This is a genomic window from Pseudonocardia sp. GCM10023141 (genome assembly GCF_042653605.1).
In genome coordinates this window covers 1-24,369 of record NZ_JBHSIR010000023.1, presented here as the reverse complement: position 1 = coordinate 24,369, position 24,369 = coordinate 1, and the positions used below count along the sequence as shown (strand labels likewise).

The 24,369-nt window shown below is 70.3% G+C and carries 24 protein-coding genes and 2 pseudogenes; 7 read left to right on the top strand and 19 right to left on the bottom strand.

The genetic code is table 11. From position 1 onward, the window contains the following. Positions 1 to 157 precede the first annotated feature (157 nt). Genes ACFPFQ_RS11990 through ACFPFQ_RS11980 form a run of 3 tightly spaced genes read left to right on the top strand, consistent with a single transcriptional unit; the run spans position 158 to position 2,584 of the window. Positions 158 to 925 (top strand): enoyl-CoA hydratase/isomerase family protein, encoded by a 768-nt coding sequence (locus ACFPFQ_RS11990; RefSeq protein WP_379617892.1) that lies wholly within the window; start codon positions 158 to 160, stop codon positions 923 to 925. Beyond that, the gene (locus tag ACFPFQ_RS11985; RefSeq protein ID WP_379617890.1) at positions 922 to 1,785 is read left to right on the top strand and encodes an SDR family NAD(P)-dependent oxidoreductase; all 864 of its coding nucleotides are present in this window, start codon (positions 922 to 924) and stop codon (positions 1,783 to 1,785) included. Before ACFPFQ_RS11990 ends, ACFPFQ_RS11985 begins: the two co-directional genes overlap by 4 nt. A 34-nt stretch (positions 1,786 to 1,819) precedes the next feature. Next, the gene (locus ACFPFQ_RS11980) at positions 1,820 to 2,584 is read left to right on the top strand and encodes an enoyl-CoA hydratase-related protein (RefSeq protein ID WP_379617888.1); all 765 of its coding nucleotides are present in this window, start codon (positions 1,820 to 1,822) and stop codon (positions 2,582 to 2,584) included. Between the two features lie 217 nt (positions 2,585 to 2,801). On the opposite strand, the gene ACFPFQ_RS11975 is transcribed toward ACFPFQ_RS11980, so the two are convergent. From ACFPFQ_RS11975 to ACFPFQ_RS11925, 11 genes are all read right to left on the bottom strand, one after another. Then, the gene (locus ACFPFQ_RS11975) at positions 2,802 to 3,599 is read right to left on the bottom strand and encodes an enoyl-CoA hydratase/isomerase family protein (RefSeq protein WP_379617886.1); all 798 of its coding nucleotides are present in this window, start codon (positions 3,597 to 3,599) and stop codon (positions 2,802 to 2,804) included. After that, entirely contained in the window at positions 3,599 to 4,765 is a 1,167-nt protein-coding gene (locus ACFPFQ_RS11970; protein ID WP_379617884.1) for a thiolase family protein, read from the bottom strand. Before ACFPFQ_RS11970 ends, ACFPFQ_RS11975 begins: the two co-directional genes overlap by 1 nt. 10 nt (positions 4,766 to 4,775) lie before the next feature. Continuing rightward, a complete protein-coding gene (locus ACFPFQ_RS11965) occupies positions 4,776 to 5,186 on the bottom strand; it encodes a Zn-ribbon domain-containing OB-fold protein (RefSeq protein WP_379617882.1) in 411 nt (136 codons plus the stop codon). Continuing rightward, entirely contained in the window at positions 5,183 to 6,373 is a 1,191-nt protein-coding gene (locus tag ACFPFQ_RS11960; RefSeq protein ID WP_379617880.1) for a thiolase family protein, read from the bottom strand. The genes ACFPFQ_RS11965 and ACFPFQ_RS11960 overlap by 4 nt, the downstream gene beginning before the upstream one ends. Positions 6,374 to 6,375: 2 nt before the next feature. Then, entirely contained in the window at positions 6,376 to 6,852 is a 477-nt protein-coding gene (locus ACFPFQ_RS11955) for a MaoC family dehydratase (RefSeq protein ID WP_379617878.1), read from the bottom strand. After that, positions 6,849 to 7,613: an enoyl-CoA hydratase/isomerase family protein gene (locus ACFPFQ_RS11950; protein WP_379617876.1), complete on the bottom strand. Its 765-nt coding sequence runs from the start codon at positions 7,611 to 7,613 to the stop codon at positions 6,849 to 6,851. The genes ACFPFQ_RS11955 and ACFPFQ_RS11950 overlap by 4 nt, the downstream gene beginning before the upstream one ends. Positions 7,614 to 7,692: 79 nt before the next feature. Further along, positions 7,693 to 9,336: an AMP-binding protein gene (locus tag ACFPFQ_RS11945; protein WP_379617874.1), complete on the bottom strand. Its 1,644-nt coding sequence runs from the start codon at positions 9,334 to 9,336 to the stop codon at positions 7,693 to 7,695. Further along, positions 9,333 to 9,623 (bottom strand): iron-sulfur cluster assembly protein, encoded by a 291-nt coding sequence (locus ACFPFQ_RS11940; RefSeq protein ID WP_379617872.1) that lies wholly within the window; start codon positions 9,621 to 9,623, stop codon positions 9,333 to 9,335. Before ACFPFQ_RS11940 ends, ACFPFQ_RS11945 begins: the two co-directional genes overlap by 4 nt. After that, positions 9,620 to 10,699: an amidohydrolase family protein gene (locus tag ACFPFQ_RS11935; protein ID WP_379617870.1), complete on the bottom strand. Its 1,080-nt coding sequence runs from the start codon at positions 10,697 to 10,699 to the stop codon at positions 9,620 to 9,622. The genes ACFPFQ_RS11940 and ACFPFQ_RS11935 overlap by 4 nt, the downstream gene beginning before the upstream one ends. 93 nt (positions 10,700 to 10,792) lie before the next feature. Continuing rightward, the gene (locus ACFPFQ_RS11930) at positions 10,793 to 11,395 is read right to left on the bottom strand and encodes a TetR/AcrR family transcriptional regulator (protein WP_379617869.1); all 603 of its coding nucleotides are present in this window, start codon (positions 11,393 to 11,395) and stop codon (positions 10,793 to 10,795) included. A gap of 117 nt (positions 11,396 to 11,512) precedes the next feature. Then, complete coding sequence (locus ACFPFQ_RS11925; RefSeq protein WP_379617867.1) at positions 11,513 to 12,703, bottom strand: PucR family transcriptional regulator; 1,191 nt, start codon at positions 12,701 to 12,703, stop codon at positions 11,513 to 11,515. Between the two features lie 80 nt (positions 12,704 to 12,783). On the opposite strand from ACFPFQ_RS11925, the gene ACFPFQ_RS11920 reads away from it, so the two are divergent. Continuing rightward, positions 12,784 to 14,328, top strand: a complete 1,545-nt coding sequence (locus ACFPFQ_RS11920; protein ID WP_379617865.1) for a class I adenylate-forming enzyme family protein — start codon at positions 12,784 to 12,786, stop codon at positions 14,326 to 14,328. A 6-nt stretch (positions 14,329 to 14,334) separates the two neighbouring features. Here ACFPFQ_RS11920 and ACFPFQ_RS11915 read toward each other — a convergent pair whose 3' ends face one another. The 4 genes from ACFPFQ_RS11915 to ACFPFQ_RS11900 form a co-directional block, all read right to left on the bottom strand. Then, positions 14,335 to 14,922 carry a TetR/AcrR family transcriptional regulator gene (locus ACFPFQ_RS11915; RefSeq protein ID WP_379617863.1) on the bottom strand — a complete coding sequence of 196 codons (588 nt, stop codon included), beginning with the start codon at positions 14,920 to 14,922 and terminating at the stop codon, positions 14,335 to 14,337. A gap of 159 nt (positions 14,923 to 15,081) precedes the next feature. Further along, a complete protein-coding gene (locus ACFPFQ_RS11910) occupies positions 15,082 to 16,260 on the bottom strand; it encodes an NAD(P)/FAD-dependent oxidoreductase (RefSeq protein ID WP_379617861.1) in 1,179 nt (392 codons plus the stop codon). After that, positions 16,257 to 18,020 (bottom strand): AMP-binding protein, encoded by a 1,764-nt coding sequence (locus ACFPFQ_RS11905; protein ID WP_379617859.1) that lies wholly within the window; start codon positions 18,018 to 18,020, stop codon positions 16,257 to 16,259. The genes ACFPFQ_RS11910 and ACFPFQ_RS11905 overlap by 4 nt, the downstream gene beginning before the upstream one ends. Next, the gene (locus tag ACFPFQ_RS11900) at positions 18,017 to 19,234 is read right to left on the bottom strand and encodes a CaiB/BaiF CoA transferase family protein (protein WP_379617857.1); all 1,218 of its coding nucleotides are present in this window, start codon (positions 19,232 to 19,234) and stop codon (positions 18,017 to 18,019) included. Before ACFPFQ_RS11900 ends, ACFPFQ_RS11905 begins: the two co-directional genes overlap by 4 nt. Positions 19,235 to 19,366: 132 nt before the next feature. On the opposite strand from ACFPFQ_RS11900, the gene ACFPFQ_RS11895 reads away from it, so the two are divergent. The 3 genes from ACFPFQ_RS11895 (at position 19,367) to ACFPFQ_RS11885 (ending at position 22,821) form a co-directional block, all read left to right on the top strand. Then, entirely contained in the window at positions 19,367 to 20,503 is a 1,137-nt protein-coding gene (locus ACFPFQ_RS11895; protein WP_379617855.1) for an acyl-CoA dehydrogenase family protein, read from the top strand. Between the two features lie 66 nt (positions 20,504 to 20,569). Then, positions 20,570 to 21,457 carry an ABC transporter substrate-binding protein gene (locus ACFPFQ_RS11890; protein ID WP_379617853.1) on the top strand — a complete coding sequence of 296 codons (888 nt, stop codon included), beginning with the start codon at positions 20,570 to 20,572 and terminating at the stop codon, positions 21,455 to 21,457. After that, entirely contained in the window at positions 21,367 to 22,821 is a 1,455-nt protein-coding gene (locus ACFPFQ_RS11885) for an ATP-binding cassette domain-containing protein (protein ID WP_379617851.1), read from the top strand. Before ACFPFQ_RS11890 ends, ACFPFQ_RS11885 begins: the two co-directional genes overlap by 91 nt. On the opposite strand, the gene ACFPFQ_RS11880 is transcribed toward ACFPFQ_RS11885, so the two are convergent. The 4 genes and pseudogenes from ACFPFQ_RS11880 to ACFPFQ_RS11865 all read right to left on the bottom strand — a co-directional run. After that, positions 22,806 to 23,426: a nuclear transport factor 2 family protein gene (locus ACFPFQ_RS11880; protein ID WP_379618162.1), complete on the bottom strand. Its 621-nt coding sequence runs from the start codon at positions 23,424 to 23,426 to the stop codon at positions 22,806 to 22,808. The genes ACFPFQ_RS11885 and ACFPFQ_RS11880 overlap by 16 nt on opposite strands. Beyond that, complete coding sequence (locus ACFPFQ_RS11875; RefSeq protein ID WP_379617849.1) at positions 23,423 to 23,860, bottom strand: hypothetical protein; 438 nt, start codon at positions 23,858 to 23,860, stop codon at positions 23,423 to 23,425. Before ACFPFQ_RS11875 ends, ACFPFQ_RS11880 begins: the two co-directional genes overlap by 4 nt. Positions 23,861 to 23,975: 115 nt before the next feature. After that, positions 23,976 to 24,191 (bottom strand): annotated as a pseudogene (locus tag ACFPFQ_RS11870) (LLM class flavin-dependent oxidoreductase); the annotation flags it as partial. Then, positions 24,107 to 24,298: pseudogene (locus tag ACFPFQ_RS11865) on the bottom strand (LLM class flavin-dependent oxidoreductase); the annotation flags it as partial. The pseudogenes ACFPFQ_RS11865 and ACFPFQ_RS11870, both read right to left, overlap by 85 nt. Positions 24,299 to 24,369 lie beyond the last annotated feature (71 nt).

Here is a 24,369-nt window from a genome sequence, read left to right as displayed (position 1 = left end):
GCGCGGGCGCACTGGTCGGCGCTTCACTGCCCGCACCCTAACCCGGATGCAAGATTGGCTGCAATGTTGACTCCACTGTTCCGACCTGGAAGTGTCGGACGAGACGAACACCGTGCGGGACCCCGTGGCGGCGACAGCGGCGAGCAGAACGGCGGTCATGGGCGACCTGAGTTACGAGAATCTGCGCTTCGCGGTGAACGGGGGCGTCGCGACGATCACGCTCGCGAGGCCGGACGGCCGCAACGCGTTCAGCACGAGGTTCTATGCCGAGCTGAGATCGGCGATCCGTGCGGCGGACGTCGATCCGGACGTCACGGGCGTGATCATCGACTCCGCGACCCGCGACTTCGCGGTGGGAGGTGATCTCGCCGAGATGCTCGAGTACCTCGGACCGGACGAGCGCGGGCCGGTGGACTGGGACGTCTGGGGGTTCCGCGACAGCCTGCCGTTCGACGCGATCCGGGCCTGTCGGAAGCCGGTTATCGCGGTCGTCGACGGCATCTGCTGCGGTGGCGGGTTCGCGACCGCGATCTCGTGCGACTTCGTGCTCGCGTCCCCGGATTCGCGGTTCGGGACGCCGGAGACGAAGGTCGGGCTCATGGACGGACTGGTGCCCCCGGTCCTGTTCGGTCAGATCCCGCTGCCCCTGCTGAAATACCTGCTCTTCTCGGGTGAGCTGATCGACGCCGCCGCCGCGCAGTCTGCCGGCCTGGTGTTCGAGGTGCGGCCCGCCGAGGAGCTCACCGAACGCGCCCACGCGCTGCTCGCCCGATTCGCGGCCAACGGTCCGGCGATCATCGCCGCGTACAAGCGCACCTTCCGCGGTTACGACCTCCCCATCGACTACGAGGACACCATGCGAGGGCTCTACACCGACCCAGCGATCCAGGACCGCGTCCGCGGGTTCTTCCGGAGGAGCCGGTGAACGCGCGAACCGCCGTCGTGACGGGTGGCGCCAGCGGGATCGGCGCCGCGACCGTCGCCCGGTTCCTGGACGACGGGTGGACCGTCGTCGCGGCAGATCTCAACGACGCGTCCGGGGAACGCCTGCTGGCGGAGCACGACGGGGCCGCGAAGGACGGGCGGCTGCTGTTCGCGCGGTGCGACGTGGCCGAGGAGGAGGACATCCAAGCGGCGATCGACGCGGCCGTTGGAGCCGGCGGACACCTCGACTGCCTGGTGAACAACGCCGGCGTCGGAGGCGCCTTCGGGCCGGTCACCGAGATCTCCGTGGAGGACTGGGACTACACGTTCGCGGTCTTGTCCCGGGCGGTGTTCCTGGGCATCAAGCACGCTGCGCGGGTGATGCGCGGGCAGCCGGATGGCGGCTCGATCGTCAACGTCGCCTCCATCGCCGCGCTCGCCGGTGACGCCGGCCCGCAGAGCTACTCGGCGGCCAAGGCCAGCGTGCTGCACATGAGCCGGGTCTTCGCCACCGAGCTGGGTCCCGACCGGATCCGCGTCAACTGCGTCTGCCCAGGGGTCATCGCGACGCCGCTGAACCCCGCGGCATCGGAGGAATTCGAAGGCTCCCCGCTCGCCGCGATCCAGCCGCTCCCGTACGTCGGGCGCCCCGAACACCTCGCCGGTGCCATCGCCTTCCTGGCCGGTCCCGACTCCACGTTCATCACCGGTCAGTACCTCGCGGTCGACGGCGGCGTGGAAGCGGCCGGACCCCGACTGGGCAGCATCCTCGGGACCGATCCCCGCTCGGTCGGCCTCGTCGGGGTGAACCGGGGGAGCACGGGCCGCAAGGCCACGGTGCACCGCAAGGTCACCCCGTGACCGCCGACGTGCTCTTTCCCGTGGAGGCGGCGTCATGACAGCCGAGGTGTGCCTGACGCGGCGCGACGGCCACGTCTTCATCGTCACTCTGAACCGTCCCGCGAAGCGCAACGCACTCAATGCGGAGCTGCGCGCCGCGCTGCGGGCGGCCTTCGACGAGTTCGACGACGACCCGGACCTGCGGTGTGCCGTCCTGACCGGTAACGGTCCCGTGTTCTGCGCAGGCGGCGATCTCATCGAGATGGCCTCGCATCAGGTACAGATCCCCCCTGCGGAGTGGGGCCTGCTGCTCGGGTCGCGGGGCGCGGTGAGCAAGCCGGTGATCGCCGCAGTCAACGGGCCGGCGTTCGCCGGTGGCTTCAGGCTTGCTCAGCAGTGCGACCTCTGCGTAGCCGCCGACACCGCGACCTTCGGCATCACCGAGGTCAAGCGCGGTCGGGGTGCGCCGTGGGCGGCGCCGCTGATCGACATCATGCCCCGGCGGGTGATGATGGAGATCCTCCTCACCGGTGAGCCGATCGACGCGGCCCGCGCGTACGAGGTGGGACTCGTCAACGACGTCGTCCCGGGGGACCGCCTCGTCGAGCGCGCTATCGAGATGGCGCACCTCATCGCGGCGAATGCCCCGCTGAGTGTGCTCGCAGCCAAACGCCTCGTGGACCTGTCCTGCGAGATGGGCACCAGTGCCGCCCTGGCCGCGGGTGACGCGGTCTACGAGCAGGTCTACCGAAGCGCGGACGCGCTAGAGGGACCGCGGGCCTTCGCTGAGCGCCGTGAGCCCGTGTGGCAGGGCCGATAGCCCGGCCATGCGCTCAGCGTCGATCCCGACCGTCACGGCGATGACCTCGCGAATCGTGGCGCCGAGTCGCCGTTCGGCCGGCTCCAGCGCCTCACCCGACCCGGGTTGTGCACCGCGGCAACCCCCTAGCTCGCTGGCCGCACAGCTCGCTGGCCGCACGGAGATAGGGCCCTTCCAGCCAGCTCGTCGCGTCGGCTGAGCGGTGTGGAGCTGCGGTCTACTCTCGGTTGAAGCGCGCGGGACGCCGCTCGATGAAGGCGTCGATCCCCTCCCGCACGTCCGGTCCGGGGTGCAGGCCCGTGGCTGCCCAGTAGTTCGTATTCAGCGTCGAGTTCAGATCGACGCTCCACGCTGCGCGTAGGGACTGCTTGGTCGCTTCGACGGCCCGCCATGACTTCGCGGCGATGCGGGTCGCGAGTTCGGTGGCGGCCGGGAGGAGAGCGCCGGGCTCGACGACCCGGTTCACCAGCCCGATCTCGAGTGCCCGGGCGGCGTCGACGACGTCGCCGGTGAGCGCGAGCTCGGTGGCCATGCCGGTGCCGACGAGGCGTGGGAGGAACCAGGTGCCGCCGTTGCCCGGTGGGAGCCCGATGTTGATGTAGGTCTCGCCGAGCTTGGCGGCGGTGGACGCGATCCGGATGTCGCAGGCCAGTGCGAGGTCCAGGCCGCCTGCCGTTGCGCCGCCATTGATCGCGGCGACGACCGGGAGCCGGGATGCGACGATCTGGCGGATCACCGGGAAGATCACCCGGGCGTTGTAGGGCTCGCCGGTCCGGGGCAGTTCCTCGTCGAGATAGCGACGGAAGGCCTTGAGGTCGGCGCCGGCCGAGAACTGCTTGCCGGCGCCGGTCAGGACGACGGCCCGGACCGACAGGTCGGCTTCGAGCAGGGTCAGCGCTTCGGCGAGCTCGGCCGCGAGCTCGGGGACGACGCCGTTGCCCCGGTCGGGACGGTTCATGGTCACGAGCACGACGCCGTCGGCGACGCGGTCGGTGAGGACTGTCGGTTCCCCCATCATGCGGCTCGCAGGATCGTCGCTACGCACGCCGCGTAGGCGCCGTTGAGCCAGCCACCGGCATTGACGGCCATGCCGACGCGGGCACCCTCGACCTGGCGGGCTCCCGCGCGGCCGGTGAGGTGCTGGTAGATCTCGACGAGCTGGGCGCATCCGGTGGCGCCGATGGGGTGGCCGCGGCTCATCAGGCCGCCGCTGACGTTCACCGGCAGGTGACCGCCCAGTGCGGTCGCGCCCGATCGCACCAGCAGGTGACCCTCGCCGGGCTCGCACAGCCCGATCTCGGCGTACTGCAGGATCTCGGCCGGTGCGGCGGCGTCGTGCAGCTCGAGCAGATCGAGGTCGTCCGGGCCCAGCGCGGCGTCGGAGAACGCGGCACGCGCAGCGACCGCTACCGGTTCCGACCCGTGCCCGGCCCCGGCGGACAGCCGCGTCGCGAGCACCTCACAGCCCCCGATGCCGTGCCTGCGCGCGTAGTCGTCGGACACCAGGACGATCGCCGCGGCACCGTCGGTGGTGGGGGAACACATCGGCAGGGTCAGCGGATCGACGACCACCCGTGCGTTCAGCACGTCCGCGAGCGTCTGCGGGTCCTGGTACTGGGCCAGCGGGTTCAGGCTGCCGTGGTGCCGGTTCTTCACGGCCACGGCGGCGAGGTCCGCGACGGTGGCGTCGTACTCGGCGATGTACTTGCGGCCCTCCTCCGCGTACACGTCGATGAACACGGAGTTGGACGCGTCCGCGCCGTCGCCCACGGCGCAGGAGACGTCGGTGGCGCCACCGAGCGCGGCGAAGGCACGACCCTTGTCGGGGTGCGAGAGCTTCTCGACGCCCATCACCAACGCGACGTCGCAGCGGCCGGCCAGTATCGACTCGAACGCGAGGTTCGCGGCGGAGCTGCTCGAGCAGCAGGCGTTCTCCGTGTTGATCAGCGGGACCCCGGCCAGGTCGGTGCCCTGCAACCAGACCTGCCCGCGGATCATCTCCTGCCCCGAGACGAGACCGGCCGCCGCGTTCCCGGAGAAGATGCGCTGCACGTCGGCGGCGGTGATGCCCGCGTCCTTGAGCGCCATCCCGACGACGGCCTCGACCATGCTGCGTTCGCTGCGGTCGGCCATCCGCCCGAACCGGTTCATCCCGACACCGGCCACCCGAACCTTGCTCATCGCATCGCTCTCATCCTGTTCGCCGGAACCAGGCGACAGGCCGCCGCTCGATCTCGTCGCCCGTCGCGCCGTGGAACTCGACGCGTCCGTCGCACGTGTACCCGTTCCATTCGCCGTCGTCATCGGGCCAGAGTCGGCCGAGCAGTTGCACGCCCTCGTCCAGCTTCACGACGCCGACCGCGTACGGGAGGTCGTCCTCGAAGCCACTGGGTGGCCCGACCCGCTGCACGGCGAAGCTGTGCAGCACGCCCTTGCCCGACAGCTGCACCCAGCCGAGGTCGGACTCGTAGCAGAACGGGCAGACGTGGCGGGGGTAGAGGATCGGGCGGTCGCAGGCCTTGCAGTGCTGGGCCGCGAGCTCGCCGCGGCGCAGTGCCTCGTAGTAGGGCTCGGTCAGCGCTTCCATACCGGTGTCGGTCACGCGCTCACTCCCTCCAGCAGGAGAACCTGACTGTCCATGTAGGTCCCGCCGGATCCGCCGCAGACGGCACGGTCGGCACCGCTGACCTGACGATCGGGGCCTGCCTTGCCCAGCAGTTGGCGGACGCCCTCGGCGAGCAGGGCGGTGCCGCCGCCGACGCCGGTGTGGCCGGCCGAGAGCAGCCCGCCGTTGGTGTTCACGGGCAGCCGTCCGCCGGGAGAGAAGTCGCCCGCGGCGAACATGCGGGCCGCCTCGCCCTTGGGCGCGAGCCCGAGGCCTTCCATGCCGCTGGCCAGCACCGCGGCGTAGGAGTCGTAGACCTCGGCGAGGTCGGCGTCCGCGGGACCCCAGCCTGCCTCTTCGTAGGCCTCCACGGAGGCCTTCTCCCAGCCCAGCACGGCGAGGTCGGCCTCCTGCCCGATCGAGTAGTGCGAGACGCACCCGCCCGATCCGGCGACCTTGACCCAGCGGTCCTTGCCCAGCCGCCGGGCGTTCCCGGCGCTGGTCATGACCAGTCCGACCGCGCCGTCGGCGAGCATCGGGCACTCGAACGCGTGGAGCGGGTCGCAGACGACCTTGGACGCGAGCACCTGCTCGACCGACAGGGTCCGGTCCTTGTACATCGCGTTCGGGTTGAGCCGCGACCACTCCCGCAGCGCCACGCACACCGACGCCATGTCGGCAGCGGTCGAGCCGCTGGCGTGCATGTAGCGGCGGTGGATCAGCGCGCCGACGGCGTTGAAGCTCAGCCCCGACGGCTTCTCCCACTCGCGAGGGATCCCGTTGGCGGTGAGCATGTCGATCATCTCACCGACCGGTGCGGACCCCCACTTCTCGGCTTGGAGCACGAGAACGTTCTTCGCGCGGCCGGTGGCGATGAGGCCGGCGGCGTCGCGGATCGTGTTGTCACTCGTCGAGCCGCCGGAGTGGACCATGTAGCTGCTCTTGGCCCTGCCGTGCAGCCCGAGCTCCTCCACGACGCGCGAGAAGATCAGGTCCGCTTGGTCGGCGGGGGAGTGCAGGCACGGGATGAGCAGGATCGTGTCGATGTCGGGCACGGTCAGCCCGGCGTCGCGCACGGCGGCGACGGCCACGTTGACCAGGTCGCCCATGAACGGCCGGTTCGGGTACCGGCCGGACGGCAGCTCGCCGACGCCGATGAACACGCCCTCGTCCTGTTCGGACAACGTCATTCCTCCGCTGGTGTCTCGCGTCGGGCGAGCAGAACCATGCGGAACTGCATGACCTGCTCGTCCTTCTGGTTGAGCACGGCGTAGTCGATACGCACCGTGCCGTAGTGGGGCTTCTTGCCGGGTTCGGCCTCGGCGACCACCGCGCGCACCCGGATCGTGTCGCCGGGCCGGACGGGGGCTGTGGCCCGCAGCCCCTGGCACTCGAGGAACGCGATGATCGCGTCGCCGAGGAACCCCGAGAGAGCGACGAGCCCCACCGCGAAGCCGTAGGTCAGCGGCCCGTGCGCGATGCGGCCACCGAAGGGTGTGCTGCGGCAGTACTCCTCGTCGGTGTGCAGCGGGTAGTGGTCGCCGGTTAGACCGGCGAAGGTCGTGATGTCGCCGATGTCCACCGTCCGTCCGGCCGTGACCACCTCATCCCCGACGGCGAAGTCGTCGAACGTGTGCCGCAGCCGGTTGAAGGGCCCGGTCATCCGCCCAGCGTCAAGGCTGCGAGCGCCTCGTGGGCGAGTCCGAAGCCGAGCTGCTCGTGGAACAGGCGCTTCCACTCGCGGGTGAGCACCGCGCGGGCGTAGCGCCGGGCCAGCGGCGGCTTGGCGGCGATCTGCTCGGCGAGTGCACGGGCGCGGGGGAGGACCTGCTCGAGCGGCAGCACCTCGTTGACCACGCCGTACTCCAGTGCCAGCTTGGCGTCGATCTCCTGGCCGGTGAGCAGGAAGTAGCGGCCGCGCTGCGGGCCCAGCACGTGGGTCCAGACGGTGTGGGCGCCGTCGCCGGGCACGATGCCGGACGGGAAGTGCGGGCCGTCCTGGAAGACCGTCGTGTCGGAGGCGATCGTGATGTCGGACAGCAGGGGGATCTCCGGGTGCATCAGCGCCGGGCCGTTGATCGCCGAGATCACGGGGACCTCGATGTTGATCAGGTTGTTGAGCAGTCGCTGGCCCTCGAAGATGATCTGCGACCAGTCGGCGGCGGTGCCCAGGTTGAACGACGAGAAGTCGATCTCCGCGCAGAACGAGTCGCCGACACCGGTGAGGATGACGACGGCGTTCTCGACGTCGGTGCCGATGTCGGTGAAGGCGTAGGCCAGCTCGTCGTGCAGGGTCGAGGTCCACACCGCGGGCTTGCCCTCGTTGTGGATCGTGACCTGGAGGATCCCCGCCTCGTCACGCTCGAGCTGAACGGTCTCGTACTTGTGCTGGTACTTGTCGAACGTTGGAGCGATCAGCGCCATCGATCTCGCCCTCCAGAGGGTCAGAACAACTGTTTGTTTCAAGTTAGCAGCAGGTTTGCGGCACCCACAAGACCGCCGGTCAGCCCGATCTGCGACGGGGCGCGAACTCGCGCACCGCAGCCCGGTCGACCGGTTCGGCGGCGAGCTTGTACTTCTCCACCCGCTGGCTCGGTGTGCGGGGGAGATCCGCCCGCATCTCCAGGTAGCGCGGCACCATGAACCGCGGGAGCTGCTCGGTGAGCCAGTCGTGCAGCTCGGCCAGATCCAGTGCCGCCCGCGCGACGACGTCGAGCTTCACATCGTGTTCGCCGAGCTCGGAGGGGACGGCGTAGGCGGCCGCGTCCTCGATCGCGGGATGGCGCCGGGCCACGGCCTCGAGCTCCACCGCGGAGATGTTCTCGCCGCGCCGCCGGATCGCGTCCTGGTTGCGCATCACGAAGTGCACGAGTCCGTCCTCGTCGTAGTAGCCGAGGTCGCCGGTGTGGAACATGAAGTTGCGGAACGCCGTCGTGGTGGCCGCAGGGTCGCCGTAGTACCCGTTGGCCATCGCGAAGGGGAGCAATGGGCGGTAGACGAGTTCGCCGAGCTCGCCGGGGCCGAGTAGCAGGTCGTTCCCGTCGACGACGCCGTGGTCGACCCAGGACGGTGCCCGCCCGATGGTGTCGGCCGGGACCCCCTCGATCCGGTGCTTCGTGGGCAGGTGCGGGAAGATCTCCGTCATCCCCCAGCCCTGCCAGATCACGGTGGTGCCGTAGCGCTGCTCGAACTCCTCCCGGCCGGCGGGCTGCGGGAGGATGTAGACGTGGTGCAGCCGGTGGTCCGGTGCCTTCGGCACGGCGTCGAGGATCATCGCCGCCATCTGGCCCATGAGCATCGAGAACGTGGCGCCGTCGGCGGCGATCTCCTCCCACCAGCTGCTCGCCGAGAACCGCGTCTTGAGGTGCGCCGTGCAGCCCGCCTGCAATGCGGAGTTGGCGAAGTTCTGCAGCCCGGCGATGTGGCACATCTGCAGCGGCGTGCTGAGCACGTCGTTCGGGGTGTGCTCGAGCGCGTCCGACACCCCGGCGGAGGCAAGGTACAGGTAGTGATGTGACCACATCGCCGCCTTCGACCCGCCGCTGGTGCCGGAGGTGAACATCAGCACGGCGAGATCGGTTGGGGACGGGAACGCCGCCGGCGGGTCCGCGGAGTGGCTGCGGAGCCACTCGTCGAGCTCCACCACCGGCACGCCGTGCACCGCGGTGCGGCCACCGCCACCGCCGGCCACGATCACGAGGCTCACCCCGGCCAGGGAGGGGGCGGTGTCGAGCACGTCGAGCAGCTCGTCGCGGACCACCAGTACGGTGGCCTCGCAGCGTCGGAGCACGGTCTCCAGCAATGGGCCGCGCAGTTCCGGGTTGAGCGGGGCGGCGACGCCGCCTGCGGCCTGCGCGCCGAGGAAGGCGGGCATGAACTCGCGCTGGTTGCGCAGCAGGAGAGCGACCGTCGGCGGCTCGTCCTGAGCGTGACTGCGGAGCGCGGAGGCGAACCGGTAGGCCCCCTCCTGTGCGGAGCGGAACGTCAGGTGATCGGTGCTGTCGAACACGAGCCAGTCCTGGTCCGGGCGCTCCCGTACCTGGAGATCCAGCACGTGCAACAGCGTCCGTTCCTCGAACGGGAAGCGCCGGGCGAGCGGGCCGAGGCCCGGTCCGTCGCCACGCAGGAGCCCTGAGCTGGTACTCATGCGGTGCGCCGATCGGGCGTCCACATCGTCGTCGTCGACGCGGTGACCTCCACCGATTCCACGCCCGGAAGGGCGCCGACGACGTCACCGATGTAGCGCTGCAACCCGGAGAAGTGCACGCACGAGGCGTCGGTCAGGACGAGCACGATCCGCACGTGCCCATTGGTGCAGCGGACCTCGTCGACGAGGCCCATCTCGCAGATGTCGATGGGTTCGCGCATCAGCAGGCCGCACGGTTCGGGGATGCGGTGCAGCTCCTCCCTGACCCGGCGCTCGTCGGTGATCACGACCGCACCGCCGTCTCTGCCCGGAGAGCGGCCCATGGCCGGACGTCGGTGCCCGTGCGCCGCCGTGCGAACTCGTCAGCGGCGGTGGCCGTCTCGACCGCGGCGGCGTCGATGCCGTGCAGGCGCAGTGCGTTGCCGCCGAGGATCTTGCGCCGGTCCTCCGCGGTGAGCTGGGGGTATCCGTGCTCCGCGACGAGATCCGCAGGCAGCTCGTAGCCGTCGAAAGCGGCGATCAACGGGGCCGGGTGGGAGAGGTTGGTGCCGCTGCCGAACAGAAGCTGATCGGCGCCACAGGAACGCAGGAGCGTGCCTAGGATCTTCGCGAACACCGGCGGCCGGACCACCGCGTAGGCGAAGACCGACTCGAGGGTGGCATGCAGGTTGCGGTGCCGGGCCAGCAGGTCCGCGGTCCGGTCGAGGAACGCCGCGCCCGCGTGCACCATGAAGAAATTGAGGTCGGAGAACCGCTCCAGGGCGCCGTCGAGGTCGTCGATGTCGAACGCGCTGCGCGGAGCCGGCGGCAGCCAGAGCGCCTTGTGTACGGCGACGTTGCGGATGCCGAGGTCGCGGGCGGCCTCCAGCAGTGGCGTCGCGAAGTCCGCGCCATCCATCCGCCAACCCTCGCCGGTGTTGTCGTAGAAGAACGCGGGATACAGCTTCAGCCCGTCGACGCCGAGGTCGCGCACCTGCCGTTCCAGCTGTGCGATGGCAGCATCGGTGGCCGGGGTGTCCACCGTGGCGTAGAGCCGGAACCGGTCCGGATACCGATCCCGGAACGCGGCTGCCCGGTCCGGATCGGTGACGTGCTCGCGGCAGAATCCGAGGTTCGGCAGGGCGTGGATGATCGCCAGGTCGATGGGGCTCTCGACGAACAGCGAGTCCGCGATCGCCGCGAAGGGGAAGTCGGAGAAGAACTCCTCGCGGGTGAGCAGATGCTCGGGATGATCCGGCCCGGTGGCGACGACGTGCGCGCCGTAGACCGCCTCGAGCTGCTCCTGCGCCGCCGGGTTCTGGTTCCCCGGGTCGAGGTTGTACGGGTGGACGACGGCGTCCACCACGATGGCGCCATCAATCATCGCGACATGCCGATCACGGGCGACCTCCTGAGCAAACAACTGTTTGTTCAGAGTGTCACGCGACTCGGGGCCCGTCAACCCGTAGTGGACGCGCTAGGCGCGGCGCAGAGTCCCGCCCAGCAGGCCGTCGGCGATCTTGTCCGCGACCTCGTCGGGAGACGCGGGGCCGCCGGGGGAGAACCACTCGGGAGTCCAGTTCAACGCGCCGAGCATGGCCAGCACGGTGACCTTCGGGTCCAGGTGCTCGTCGAAATGTCCGAGCTCGATGCCCGAGCGGACCGTACGGACGAAGAAGGCCTCGTAGTGCGCACGTTTCGCGAGCAGCCGGTCCCGGTTCTCGTCGTCGAGGAAGCGCCACTGGTGGAAGACGATCAGGGTGCGACCGGGACTGTCGGCCACGATGCGCAGGTGCTCGCGGACCGCCTGGCGCAGTGCGGGCTCCGGGGCGAGGTTCATCGCGTCGATCCTGTCGACCGCCGCGTTGAAGCGGTCGACGCCACCCTCGATGATCTCGAGCAGCACCGCTTCCTTGCTCTGGATGTGGGCGTAGAGGCTTCCCGGCAGGATGCCGACGGCCTTCGCGATGTCCCGCATGGTGGTGCCGGTGTAGCCCCGTTCACCGAACAGGCGGGTGGCGGCGGAGAAGATCGCCTCGCGAGCGGCGGAGGGGCGCTCGGGGGCCGGGTCGATGCTCATGGAGCACCCGAAATGGTTCGGGCCATGGCCATGCGCAATGTCTCCGTTCGGTCGTTCTTCCCACGCGGGCCTGGAGGAAGGCTTGCCAAACAAGTGTTTGTCGGGTGGGTGGTGATGTCAAGCCGACGGGCCCGTCGGTGACCAGGATCGCGGGACGCGGATCGTGGCGTACTCGAGCGCCCACCAGACCTCGACCAGTACATCGGTGTCGGAGAGATCGCGACCTGTCACGGTCCTGAACCGCTCGAGCCGGTAGCGCACGGTGTTCTCGTGCACCGACAGCAATGTGGCGGTCGTCGCCACGGATCGATGCTGATGCAGGTAGGTGTGGATGGTCTGCAGCACCTCCTCGGACGCGGCTCCGGCGTCCCGGAACGGGCTGACGTAACGCCGGTAGAGCTGCTCGCCGAGCTCGGCCTGCTGTTCGACGGCCACGCGCACCGAGAGCGAGGAGCTGTCCACCACCCCGCTCCGGTCGTATCGCACGGCGACGGTGAGCACGCGGGTCGCCTCGGTGAACGCGGTCGCGACGCCGGCCAGTGCCACCGGACCGGCAACGGCGATGACGGCGCCGTCCAGCGGGGCCGGGCGAGCGGTGCTGATCCCGGCCACGTCGTCGTCGACGAGGGTCACGAGCGGGCGGGTGCCGATCGTCGGGGACAGTTCGAGGTGGCGGCTGAGCCGCTGGGGGTCCCCCGATCGCTGGCGGCCGCGGAGCACCCAGTACTCGTGGTCGGGCAGGACGCCGTGCACCGCGCCGCCCTCGACCAGCTCCGCGTGCTCGACGCCCCCGGTCAACAGCCGCTGCAGGAAAGCCATGCGATGGCGTTCGTCGCGGCGGGCGGCATCGATCTCCACCTGCTGGCGCGCGGACACGAGCACGTTGCTGTACCGATCGGTGAGATCCCAGAGCCTCCGCGTACCGGCCAGCACCGACCGCGGGTCGGCATCGGCAGCGCCCGCCTCGTCGATGAAGGCGTCACGCAGGACGCTGAGCACCGCGCGGTAGGCCTCCACGACGTCGTCGGACGGAACGCCCTGCAGAGCGCGCCGCTGGCCCGAGGAGCGTTCGTCCTCCTCGATGTGCGCCGGGAGCTCGATCTGCGCAGGCTCGCGGTCGTGCTGTTCGAGTGTCGCCACGACGCGGGCCACGTTCCGACGGCAGGAGCGGCGCAGGTCATCGGCCGGTACGCGATCGTAGGAGGGGAATCGCCGCAACACCGCGAGCTGCCGCTCGACCAGATCGTCCGTGCGGTGGCGGAGCCGGGACGCGACGGCCACGAGCAGGTGCTCACTTCGTGGGGGCATGGAGGAAACTCTAGATCGCACCGGGCAAATATGTTCTTTCTCCATATCTGTGCGGGTGGTGGCTTCGTACTGTTCAGGACATGGACAACGGCGTGCAGACCGCGGCCTGGGATCTCTGGCGCGTCGCGGCGACGACCCCGGACGCACCGTGCGTCACCGATCTCGACGCGACCGGTGGTGCGTCCACACTCAGCTACGGAGAGCTCGTCGCGCGGGTCGCCGCCGTCGCCGGCGGGCTGCTCGACGTCGGGCTAGAACCGGGCGACCGCGTTGCCCTGCTGCTGCACAACAGCCACGCCTACGTGGAGAGTCACCTCGGCGCGATCGCGGCGGGTCTCGTCGTCGTCCCGCTCAACGTCCGGCTCGTGGGCGCGGACTACCTCCACATGCTGACCGACTCCGGTACCCGGCTACTGGTGACCACCGGGGAGTTCCTCGATCGGGTGCCGGAGCTCGCCCTTCCCGGCGTGACCGTGGTCCGGGCCGACCTCGGGGAGCTGGATGCACTCGCCGGTCGCGGGGAGCCGGTGCGCGAGCCGGCAGCGGCGGCCGGCACGGCGCCCGCGAGCCTCATGTACACGAGCGGCACGACCGGAGCGCCCAAGGCGGTGGTGCTGAGCCACCATGCCTGGGGCAGCGTCGCCGACACCGCGATCAGAGTGCTCGACATGGGAGCGGGCGAGGTGACCCTCCACGTCGCACCGCTCACCCACGGGGCCGGATTCCTGCTGCTGCCGACATTGGAGCTCGGGGGCCACAACCTGCTGTGCCGCTCCTACGACGCGGCGCGGACGCTGCGCCTGTTCGGCGAATACGGCGTCACCGGGTTGTTCGTCGTCCCGTCGATGATCCGCATGATGCTCGATGCCCGTCCGGAGGGGTGGCGGGTGCCGGCGACGCTGCGGCGCCTCTACTACGCGGGTTCGCCCATCGATCCCGACACCATGCGCGAGGCCGCGGCGGCCTTCGCGGGGCGGCTCGTGCAGTCGTTCGCGCAGATGGAGTCGCCGATGTTCTTCACGGTGCTGGACCAGGACGACCATCGGCAAGTGCTCACCGATCCGGATTCACCGCTGGTGCGGTCGGCCGGTCGGATCCTGTCGGGCGTCGAGCTCCGCATCATCGACGACGCGGGAGAACCGGTTCACGACGGCGACGCGGGGGAGATCGTGGCCCGCGCGCCGCAGACCATGAACGGCTACTGGGGGCGACCCGACGACACCGAACGAACGCTGTCGGAGGGCTGGCTGCACACCGGGGACATCGGTCACGTCGACGACGGCTACCTCTACATCGTCGACCGCAAGAAGGACATGATCGTGACCGGCGGGTCGAACGTCTACGCCCGCGAGGTGGAGGACGTGCTGATGTCGTTCCCCACGGTGAAGGACGCCGCCGTGATCGGACTCCCGCACCGCGTGTGGGGGGAAGCGGTGACCGCGGTGCTCGTCGCAGCCGGCCCGGGAGACGATTCCGACCGTGACTCCGCCGCCGTCATCGCCGCATGCAAGCAGCAGATGGCGGGCTACCGGGTGCCCAAGGCGGTGGAGTGGGTGGACGAATTGCCGCGCAACGCCTACGGGAAGGTCCTCAAGAAGGTGCTCCGCGAGCGGTTCAGCAGGTGAGTGGGGTCACGGCTGCTGCAGGCCGACAAGAGCGTTGTCGGCCAGTGCCTCGCCGATGTCCGCAGCGGTGAGCGAGCCGTCGGGGGAGTACCACTCCGTGACCGAGTTGAGCATCCCGATGGTCGAGAGCACGGCGACCCGGGGATGGGGCATCGCGCGGAAGTCGCCGGACGCGATCCCCTCGCGCAGGATCCTGTCGAACAGCTCCTCGTAGCGGTTGCGCATCGCGGCGACCTGCTTCTGGTTCTCCGAGCTCAGATAGGTCCACTGGTGCACGGCAACACGCGTCTGCTCGACCGTGGCGGCGAGCACGCTCATGTGGGCCGAGATCGCGCCGCGCAATCGGGCGGCCGCAGGCTCACCGGACTCCACGACGGGGGTGATGGCGTCGAGGTAGTTCTGGATGCCTCTCTCGACGATCCTCAGCAGCAGCTCCTCCTTGCTGCTGATGTGCACGTACAGGCTGCCGGGGAGCAGTCCCACCGCATCACCGATGTCGCGCATGCCGACGACCGGGTAGGTCCGCTCACCGAACAGGCGTACCGCCTCCTGCTCGATCAACTCGGCCGAGACGGGGCCCGAACTGCTCCGCACCCTGCGTTTTGCCACGTCAAGCCTCCAGCCGTCCGCACGATCGTACGGGTGCAGGTGGTCAACTCCGCGCCGGCCCGCCCCCGTCCACATCGCGGGCATACGGGGCGGACGGCTCCACGAGCCGGATGTGCTCGCACTGCTCCGGATCCAGCGCGACGCTCATCGCGGCGCCGCCGCGGTCGCGCGCAGGTCACGGCGATGTCGCAGGAACTGTCGCGGGTTGTTGACGGCCAGGATCGCGGTGACCTCGCCGTCGGCCCGGAACTGGGCGACGAAGGAGTTGTCGTTCATGTCTCCGGCCGCGACCGCGAACTCGTCGCCGGGGTTGATCCGGCCCACCGACTGGAGGCGCAGGTCGTACTGGTCGGACCAGAAGAAGCCGTCGTCAACGAGATCGGGCACGTCCAGGCCGAGCAGCGCGTGCGCGGCCAGCCGGGCACTCGTGCCGGCAGCGGTCCAGTGCCCAACCGGGGCCGAACCGGCGGCAGTGCGCCGGCAGACGATGTCTCCGACACCGAAGATGTCGGGCAGGTTCGTGTGACCGTGCTCGTCGCAGACCAACCCGTCGGCGATCTCGAGCCCGGCCTCGGCGAGCCACGCCGTGTCGCGGACGACCCCGACGCCGACCACGACCGCCTCGGCGTCGATCGAGGTGCCGTCGCTCAAACCGAGCCGCTCGCCTCCGCCGGGCCGGTCCTCGGCCGCGACGACCGTGACACCGCAGTGGAACTCGACCCCGTGCTGCTCGTGGCGGGTGCGCAGCCAGCGTGCGATGTCGGGGCCCACTGCGCCCAGCAGCGGCGCCGGCTGTGCCTCGACGACGTGGACGTCGCAGCCCGCGGTGCGCGCCGTCGCGGCCACCTCCAGTCCGATGAAACCGCCACCCACCACCGCGATCGGTCGCCCTTTTCGGACGGACGCGGCGAGCCTGCGGGACTGCGTCGCGGTGCGCAGCGGGAATGCGCCGGGCCGGTCGGCCAGTATCGGCAGTGATCGCGGTTGCGCGCCCGTGGCGATCACCAGCCGGTCGTAGGGCACCCGGGTGCCGTCGGCCGTGACGACGGTGCGGTCGTCCGACTCGATGCGAACGACCTCCTGATCGAGCTCGAGACGGATGTCGAGACCGGCGTAGGACTCCGGTGGCAGCAGGGCCAGCGCGGTGTCGTCGAAGGATCCGGCGAGGTGTCCCTTGGACAGCGGTGGACGGTCGTAGGGGATCTCCGCCTCCGCCGAGAGGATGCGCACCTCGCCGCCGTGGCCGAGGTCGCGCACGGCCTGCGCCGTGCGCACGGCGCCGAGCCCGCCTCCCACGATGACGACCCGCGGCTCGCCGGTCACGGCGTTGCCACCGCGCCTGCCGTGTTCCCGGCTGCGCTGCGCGCCAGGATCGTGGTGGCGCGCTCGGCCAGCAGGAACTTCTGCACCCGTCCGGTCGCTGTCGTCGGGAGCTCGTCGGCTCGGGTGAACAGCACCACAGCAGGCACCTTGAAGCGCGCCAGCCGGCTCGCGCAGTACGCGATGAGCTCGTCGTCGCCGGGGCGTTCGGAGGCGGGCACGACCCAGGCGCACCCGACCTCACCCATTCGCGGGTGCGGGATCCCGACGACGTGTGCGGCGAGGACACCGGGATGATCGATGAGGACCTGCTCGATCTCGCCCGGCAGGACGAGCTCTCCACCGCACCGGTAGGACTCCTTCTTCCGTCCGGTGAGCACGACGTACCCCTGCTCGTCGATGCGGCCGAGGTCGCCGGTGCGCATCCAGCCGTCGTCGGTGAACAGCGCTGCGGTCTCCTCCGGCTTGTCGTGGTAGCCGTGGGTCACGATCGGCCCGCGCACCACCAGCTCGCCGACCGCGCCCACCGGGAGCGTCTCGCCTGTCTCCGAGTGCACCGTCTTGTAGACCGCGAGCACGCCGCCCAGTGCCGGGTCCCCGGCCACGCCGGCCGGTTTCAGGGTGCCGTTCGTGGTGGCCAGTCGCTCGATCGGGTCCCCGGGTTGGGTGCACGTCGTCGATGCGGTGGTCTCGGTCTGCCCGTAGGCGGTGAAGAGCTCGTCGACGCCCAGCACGGCACGCATCTCCGGGAACATGCCGGGCAGGTGCGCGGCGCCGGAGGAGAACATGACGCGCAGCGAGGAGAGGTCGTAGTCGCCGGTGCTGGCGGTCGCGAGCACCCCGCTGGTCATCGCGGGCACGCAGATCAGCTCGTCGATGCGGTGCCGGGAGATGTCGCGGAGGATCTTGTCGGGGTCGAAGACCGGATGGGGGCAGACGGCACCGCCGACGAACAGCGCCGCGATGAGGCCTTCGATGTAGCCGAACACGTGATAGATCGGCAGCGCGTAGAGGATGCGCCGACCGTCGGCGAACGCCCGCGTGTAGGCGCTCGAGTACGCGGTGCGCAGCACGGCGTCGTGGTGCAGGGTGGCGCCCTTGGCCTGGCCGGTCGTGCCGGACGTGTAGAGCAGGTCCGATGTCGCCAGTGGATCGGCGGCCGCGGTGCGCGCGGCCACCTGCTCATCGGTGATGCCGGAGCCGAGGTCGATCAGCTCCGACAGCGGCCGCCCCCGACGGGTGGGGCCTGCGGTGCCGAGCACGAAGATGTCGCGCAGACGGGGGAGTTCGGCGCCACCGGCGTCGTGCTCCCAGCCGGGGACGATGCGGTCGAGCGCGTCGAGGTAGTCGAGGCTGCGGAACGCGTCCATGGTGATCAGCAGTCGGGCGCCGGACTGGCGCAGCACGTAGCCGAGCTCCTCGTGCCGGAGCTGGAAGTTGATCGACACGGAGACCGCCCCGACCCGCGCCACCGCGAACTTGAGCGCGACCACCTCGGGGAGGTTCGCCATGTCGACGGCGACGTGGTCGCCCGGGCGGACACCGAGGGCGATCAGGCCGGCCGCGAGCCGGCCCGACCATGCCGCGATCTCGGTGTAGGTGAAGGCGTTGTCGTCGGTGAGGACCAGCGGCCGATCGGGGTGCTCGGCGGCGACCACGTCCAGCTGTTGAGCCGTGGTGCGGGGCACCCAGGTCGGGTGGCGCGCCTCCAGGGCAGCCCGGCGCTGCTCCACCGACGGGTTGGCTGATGGCGGCGTGGTCATCGCGGAGTCACCGTTGCTTCCGGGATCGGGCGGGGGAGGAGGGCGTCGATCTCGCTCGGGGTCAGGCCGGCCTCGGCGAGCACGGCTTCGGTGTGCTGGCCCAGCGCGGGAGGCTCCCGCATCGCGCACTCGCCCGCGGTGTCGATCGGCAGCCTGACCTGGCGGAATCCGGAGAAGCGCTCGGATGCGACCGCACGGACCATACGTCGTTCGGCGGTGACCGGATGGGCGAGCGCGGCGGCGAGGTCGTTGACCGGTCCGCACGGGACCCCGACGGTCTGGATCCGGGCGAGCCAGTGCGTCGACGGGGCCGTGCCGAGCCGCTCCTCGATGAGCTCGGTGAGCGGGTCCCGGGCCGCGACCCGCGCCTGCACCGAGCGGAACCGCGGGTCGGTCAGTACGTCGGGCAGCTCAAGGACCATGCACAGTCGCTCGAAGAGGCGATCGGTGGCCGCCGCTATCATGATCGGCCGGTCTGCCGTGCGGAAGGCCTGGTAGGGGGCGGTGCTCGGAGCGGCCGAGCCGAGGCGGCCGGGGAACTCGCCGGTGCCGAGGTACCCCATCACCTGGTGGCACATGAGGAAGAACGCGCTGTCGACCAGCGTCGCCTCCAGCCGCTGCGCACCCTGCTCGGTGGCCCGGCGGGCGAGTGCTGCCTGGATGGAGGTGGTGGCCCACAGTCCGGTGGAGATGTCGACGATCGACGGGGCCGCGCGGGCCGGCAGGCCGTCGGGATCCCCGGTCATCTCCATGATCCCGCTGAACGCCTGGACGATCGCGTCGTAACCGGGTCGGTCGTGGCCCAGCGGTCCCTCGCCGAAGGCGCTGACCGAGCAGTGCACCACACGCGGGCTGGTGCGGGCGAAGTCGGCGAAGCCGAGTCCCAACCGCTCGGCGACGCCCGGCCGGAAGGACTCGACGACGACGTCGAACCCCGCGGCGATGCGCAGCACGGCATCGCGGCCCGCAGGGCTGGCGATGTCGAGCGCCACACTGCGCTTGTTGCGGTTGACGGTCAGGAAGACCGTGCTCTCGTCGCCGTCTGCGGCCGGCCACCTCGGCGGCAGGCTCCGGGTGGCCTCGCCGGTGGCCGGTCGCTCGATCTTCACGACATCGGCGCCGAGATCTGCCAGGATCATGCAGGCGAGCGGGCCCGCGATGTTCTCGCTCAGATCGAGCACCCGCAGGTCGGTGTAGGTGCGCTCCAGACTCATGCAACCCCGCAGGTCCGTTGGTAATCTTCGCAGGTCATCGGATTAAACAATCACTTGTTTGTTTGTAGCACGGTCGGTTAGCGTGGTCAACGGACGGATGCACCGGCAGTACCGAACACGGGAGTGACCGCGATGGACTTCAGGCTCACCGATGAGCAGCAGCTGTGGAAGGACACGCTGCAGGCGTTCATGGAGAAGGAGGTCGGGCGCGAGTACACCCGCGAACACGACGAGTCGCGGGAGTTCCCGGAAGAGGCCTACCGCAAGATCGCCGACCGGGGCTGGCTCGGCCTGCTGGTACCGGAGAAGCTCGGCGGCCTCGACGCCGACCCGGTCATGTACGCGATCTTCTGCGAGGCGATGGCCAAGTTCAGCCTCGACTTCGCCGCCTGCGTGATGACGTCGATGTTCACCGCCACCAACATCGCCCACCACGGCACCGACGAGCAGAAGGAGACCTACCTTCCGGGGTTCCTGACGGGCGACACCAAGTTCAGCGTCTCCATCTCCGAGCCGGGGGCGGGATCCGACGCGGCCGCGGTGGCCACCAAGGCCGAGCTGCGCGACGGGGAGTGGGTGCTCAACGGCAACAAGACCTGGTGTTCGGGGGCGCACCTGCCCGGCACGGTGATCACCATCCTGGCCCGCACCGGTCCCGATCGGCATCGCGGTATGAGCCTGATCCTGGTGCCGAACACGACTCCCGGCGTCGACATCCGCAAGCTGAACACGATCGTCCGGCGCAGCCTCGGGACGACGGAGATCTTCCTGACCGACGCGAAGGTCCCGGAGGGCAACATCATCGGCGGTCCCGGCGACGGCTGGGCGCTCATCAAGGGTCACCTGGAGTGGGAACGGCTCAGCCTGGCAGCCTCCTATGTGGGCAACGCCAGAACGGCGCTCGACGACACCGTCGCCTACACCAAGGGCCGCACCCAGTTCGGCAAGCCGCTGTCGTCGTTCCAGGTGCTCAAGCACCGGATGGCCGAGAACGAGTGCGAGGTGCAGGCGGCGAGCCTGCTGGTCTACAACGCGGCCACCAAGATGGCCCGCGGCGAGCGGGCGGTGAAGGAGGTCTCGATGGCCAAGGTCTTCGCTGCCGATGTCGCCTTCAAGACCTCGTTCAACGGCATGCAGGCGCTCGGCGGGTACGCGCAGCTGCCCGAGTACGACATGGAGCGCTACTTCCGAGAGGCCAAGCACGCCATGGTCGGCGGGGGTGCGAGCGAGATCCAGCGGAGCATCATCGCCAAGGAGATGGGCATCTAGGAACGTCCTCGCACGGCTGTACCCGTCGTCGCACATCGCCGAAGGCGTGCGAGGACCGGGACAGGTGTGCGACGAGGTCCTGCCACGCTCGGCGACGCGGTACTGGGCAGCATCGCGAGCCTCACCGGCCCGTCCGCCGACCTCGGTGCGCTGGTCAAGGCGGGATCCGAGATGGGGGTGCAGGACGTCAACGGCAAGGGCGGCGTGCTCGGCCGCTGCCTGAAGCTGATCGTCAAAGACGATGCAGGTGACCCGACCACGGCCACCCAGGTCACCCGCGAGCTCACCGACCAGGAAAGCGCCGAAGTGCTCGTTGGGCCGGTGCTGTCCGCGCCGACCGGGGCCTCGCTGGAGGTCAGTGCCCGAGCACCCGTCACCCAGTTCCCGCTGAGCGCGAACCCCGTGGGGGGTGACGCGAAGACCTACCCGCACGCGTTCATGACCGAGTTCAGCTCGTCGCAGATCACCGAGTCGCTGATCGCGTACCTGAAGCGCAAGGGATACACGAAGCCGGCGGTCATCGCGGTGAACAACGCACTCGGGACGTTCCTCGAGGGCGCGTTCACGAAGGGGATCGCGGGGTCCGGACTCACGCTGGCCACCGCGCCGCAGCTGCACGACACCGGGCTTCCCGATCTCAGCCCACAGGTTCGCACCCTGGTCGAGGCCAAGCCGGACGTGCTGGTCGTCTTCCAGGCCGCAGGCCCGGACCAGGCGGCAACGGTCAAGGCGCGCAACCTGCTGTTCCGGCTCCCGATCGAGGTCGACCGCCTCACCGGACAGGCGGGGGAGCTCCCGCTGCTGGTCTACGGCGTGCTGCTGCTGTCGGTGTTCCTGTTCCCCCGTGGCCTGATGAGCGCGTGGTGGCGGTTGCGCGCCCGTTCCGCCGTCACGCGGGGCTGCCGGCGACCGAGCGGGCCCGTGCGGAGATCGCCGGTGCGATCACGCCGGTGACCGACGGTGGCGCCGTGCTCCGGCTCGCCGGCGTGCGCAAGGCGTTCTCCGGAGTGCGCGCGCTCGACGGCGTCGACCTCACCGTTGACGCGGGCACGGTGCACGCACTCATCGGACCCAACGGCTCGGGCAAGACGACGCTGCTCAACACGTGTTCGGGCTTCCTCACCCCCGACGAGGGCATCGTGCAGTTCCGCGGGCAGCCCGCGGCCGGGGGCGTGCCCGCCCGAGCGCGGAACGGGCTCGGCCGGACGTTCCAGACGCCCTTCGTGTTCGCCGAGATGTCGCTGCTGGAGAACGTGCTCGCCGCGCTCGACGCGCACCGCCGCTACGGTATGGCCGCCCACGCACTGCGGCTTCCCGGCGCCCGGCGCGAGGAGCGAGCCAACGTGGACCGCGCCACCGCCATCCTGACCGCGGTCGGGCTCGCCGGCCGCTCGGCCGCGCCGGCCGGTGCGTTGCCCCCGGGTGAGCGCCGGCTGCTGGAGATCGCACGGGTGGTGGCGCTCGAATCCGGTGCTGGTGCTCATGGACGAACCCGCTGCCGGGCTCTCGGGCCCCGAGATCGAGGAGCTGGAGGACGTGGTGCGGGCGCTGCGCGCCGCGGGCGTCGCCGTGCTGCTCGTCGAGCACCACGTCGATCTCGTGATGCGCCTGGCCGACACCGTCACGGTCTCGTGAGCGGTTTCGGCCGGGTGCCCGTGCTGCACGGCATCGACCTGGCCGTCGCCGAGGGGCAGCTGCTGGCGGTGATCGGGGCCAACGGCGCGGGCAAGTCGACGCTGATGCGCACGATCATCGGCGTCAACCCGGTCGTCGGCGGCAACATCCGGTTCGCCGGGGCGGATCTGACGAAGGCGGGTCCCGCAGCTGTCGGGCGGGCGGGAATCGCGCTCGTCCCGGAGGGCAGGCGGCTGTTCCCGATGCTCACCGTGGAGGAGAACCTCCGACTCGGCGGCTGGACCCGGCGGCGCGACCGCCACGGCGCCGCCGCCGATCGGGAGCGGATGTTCGACCGGTTCACGGTCCTGGGTGAGCGGCGCTCCGGGATGGCCGGTGCGCTCTCGGGCGGGCAGCAGCAGATGCTCGCCATCGCGATGGCGCTGATGGCCCGTCCCCGGCTGCTGATGCTCGACGAGCCCTCGCTCGGCCTGGCGCCCCTCGTGGTGCGGCAGGTGTTCGACGAGGTGCGCGCACTGCGCGACGCCGGGACGACCGTCCTGCTCAGTGAGCAGTTCGCCGAGGAGGCACTGGCCATCGCCGACACGGCGATCGTGCTCAAGCTCGGGAAGGTGGTGACGAGCGGTCCCGCCGCCGACGTCCGCGACGACGACGCGGTCCGGGCCGCCTACCTGGGCGCCTGAGCGCGCAGCTCACGTCCCAGCTTCAGCCGCTCGGGATCCGTCGTGAGCGGCCGCCTGTAGGAAGGATCGCGGCGGTCGCGTGTGGGCAGCGGCCCGCCCCGCATGAACGCCAGCACCGAGGGCGGCAGCGCGGCCCGGATGGCCGTGAGGGTGCTCGGGTCCTCGGGGTCGGGCTGCTCGTCCAGCGGTGCCCAGTCGCGGATGCAGACGCGGTCGGCGATCGCCCACCGGCCGTCCCGCTTCTCGAAGCGGTCGATGTAGCGACCGCCGCTGGTCACGAGCGGCGTTCCGACGCGGTTCATGCCGGCGAACATGTAGTAGGTCTCCGTGTGCGCGACGTCGCCGTCGAGGTCGCAGCTGTGGTTGAACAGGCAGTGCTGGTGCGACAGGTGGGTGTCGGAGTGCATGCCGACCACCCAGTCCGCGAACTCCTCACGGTCGCCGACGAACATGCCGTGATCGTCGACAGCGTCCTCGTGGTAGCAGGACAGCAGCAACTCCCGGTCCAACCGATCGACCCCACGCGAGTAGCTCATCAGGCAGTCGAGGATGGCTTGGCGGTCGGCGAGCTCGCGAACCGTGCGCTCCAGCTCTTCCGGCGTCATGAGAGGGCTCCCTTCAGAGGGTTGAGCAGTTCCAGCGCCCGGATGTCCGGGCTGGGCGAGCCGGCGGGATCGAGCGGCTGGATGCACACGTGGTCCGCGCCCGCGTCGTAGTGGGCGCGCACGCGGGCGCGGATCTGCTCCTCGTCGCCGTGCGCGACGACGGCGTCGACGAAACGGTGGGCCAAGGCGTCGATCTCGTGCTCGGTGAATCCGAGCCGCAGCCAGCATGCGCGATAGCTCGGCAGGGTGTGGATCACCTGCAGCGCACCGCGGGCCGCCGCGCGTGCGGCGTCCCGATCGTGGCTCAGCACCACCTTCTGTTCGACGCACAGCAGCTTTCCGGCGCCGAGCGCGGCCCGCGCGAGCGCGGTGTGGTCCGGTGTTGTCGAGAAGGGGTGCGCACCATCGGCGGCCGCCGCGGCCAGCGCCAGCATCCGCGGGCCGAGAGCAGCGAGCCGGCGCGTCCGGCCGTGGCCCGCGATACGGCGAGGCGTCCATGGCCGTCAGGTACTCGCTCATGCGTTGGAGCGGCCGGCTGTGGTCGAGACCGCGCAGCCCGACGACGGTGCGGGCGTGGCTGACGCCCAGGCCGAGTACGAACCGGCCGCCGCTCTGCTCCGCGAGCGTGGCTGCCGCCTGTCTGGTCGTGCCGGGGTGGCGTGGTAGATGCTGGCGATGCCGGTGGCGAGCGTGAGCGTCCGCGTGGCGCCGAGCAGGTGCGCGGCGTGCGTGAACGGCTCCCTGCCGACGGTCTCCGGCAGCCAGAGCGCCGTGTATCCGAGATCTTCCAGCCGGCAGGCGAACTCCGCCGCCGCGGTCGCGGGGAGGGAGTCGGTGAAACACCAGACACCCGGCCCCGTCGCGACCGGCATCCTCAGAGGGTGTTGTCGAACCTGGGTGATCAGTCCGTGAGGTCTTCTGCTAACCGGCGGGCGGCCTCGGT

Excerpts from the sequence above, each read along its gene's own strand:
- ACFPFQ_RS11990 (WP_379617892.1), top strand. The coding sequence starts at position 158 with ATGGGCGACCTGAGTTACGAGAATCTGCGCTTCGCGGTGAACGGGGGC.
- ACFPFQ_RS11980 (WP_379617888.1), top strand. The coding sequence starts at position 1,820 with ATGACAGCCGAGGTGTGCCTGACGCGGCGCGACGGCCACGTCTTCATC.
- ACFPFQ_RS11975 (WP_379617886.1), bottom strand. The coding sequence starts at position 3,599 with ATGGGGGAACCGACAGTCCTCACCGACCGCGTCGCCGACGGCGTCGTG.
- ACFPFQ_RS11970 (WP_379617884.1), bottom strand. The coding sequence starts at position 4,765 with ATGAGCAAGGTTCGGGTGGCCGGTGTCGGGATGAACCGGTTCGGGCGG.
- ACFPFQ_RS11955 (WP_379617878.1), bottom strand. The coding sequence starts at position 6,852 with ATGACCGGGCCCTTCAACCGGCTGCGGCACACGTTCGACGACTTCGCC.
- ACFPFQ_RS11950 (WP_379617876.1), bottom strand. The coding sequence starts at position 7,613 with ATGGCGCTGATCGCTCCAACGTTCGACAAGTACCAGCACAAGTACGAG.
- ACFPFQ_RS11945 (WP_379617874.1), bottom strand. The coding sequence starts at position 9,336 with ATGAGTACCAGCTCAGGGCTCCTGCGTGGCGACGGACCGGGCCTCGGC.
- ACFPFQ_RS11935 (WP_379617870.1), bottom strand. The coding sequence starts at position 10,699 with ATGATTGATGGCGCCATCGTGGTGGACGCCGTCGTCCACCCGTACAAC.
- ACFPFQ_RS11930 (WP_379617869.1), bottom strand. The coding sequence starts at position 11,395 with ATGAGCATCGACCCGGCCCCCGAGCGCCCCTCCGCCGCTCGCGAGGCG.
- ACFPFQ_RS11925 (WP_379617867.1), bottom strand. The coding sequence starts at position 12,703 with ATGCCCCCACGAAGTGAGCACCTGCTCGTGGCCGTCGCGTCCCGGCTC.
- ACFPFQ_RS11920 (WP_379617865.1), top strand. The coding sequence starts at position 12,784 with ATGGACAACGGCGTGCAGACCGCGGCCTGGGATCTCTGGCGCGTCGCG.
- ACFPFQ_RS11905 (WP_379617859.1), bottom strand. The coding sequence starts at position 18,020 with ATGACCACGCCGCCATCAGCCAACCCGTCGGTGGAGCAGCGCCGGGCT.
- ACFPFQ_RS11900 (WP_379617857.1), bottom strand. The coding sequence starts at position 19,234 with ATGAGTCTGGAGCGCACCTACACCGACCTGCGGGTGCTCGATCTGAGC.
- ACFPFQ_RS11895 (WP_379617855.1), top strand. The coding sequence starts at position 19,367 with ATGGACTTCAGGCTCACCGATGAGCAGCAGCTGTGGAAGGACACGCTG.
- ACFPFQ_RS11880 (WP_379618162.1), bottom strand. The coding sequence starts at position 23,426 with ATGACGCCGGAAGAGCTGGAGCGCACGGTTCGCGAGCTCGCCGACCGC.
- ACFPFQ_RS11875 (WP_379617849.1), bottom strand. The coding sequence starts at position 23,860 with ATGCTGGCGCTGGCCGCGGCGGCCGCCGATGGTGCGCACCCCTTCTCG.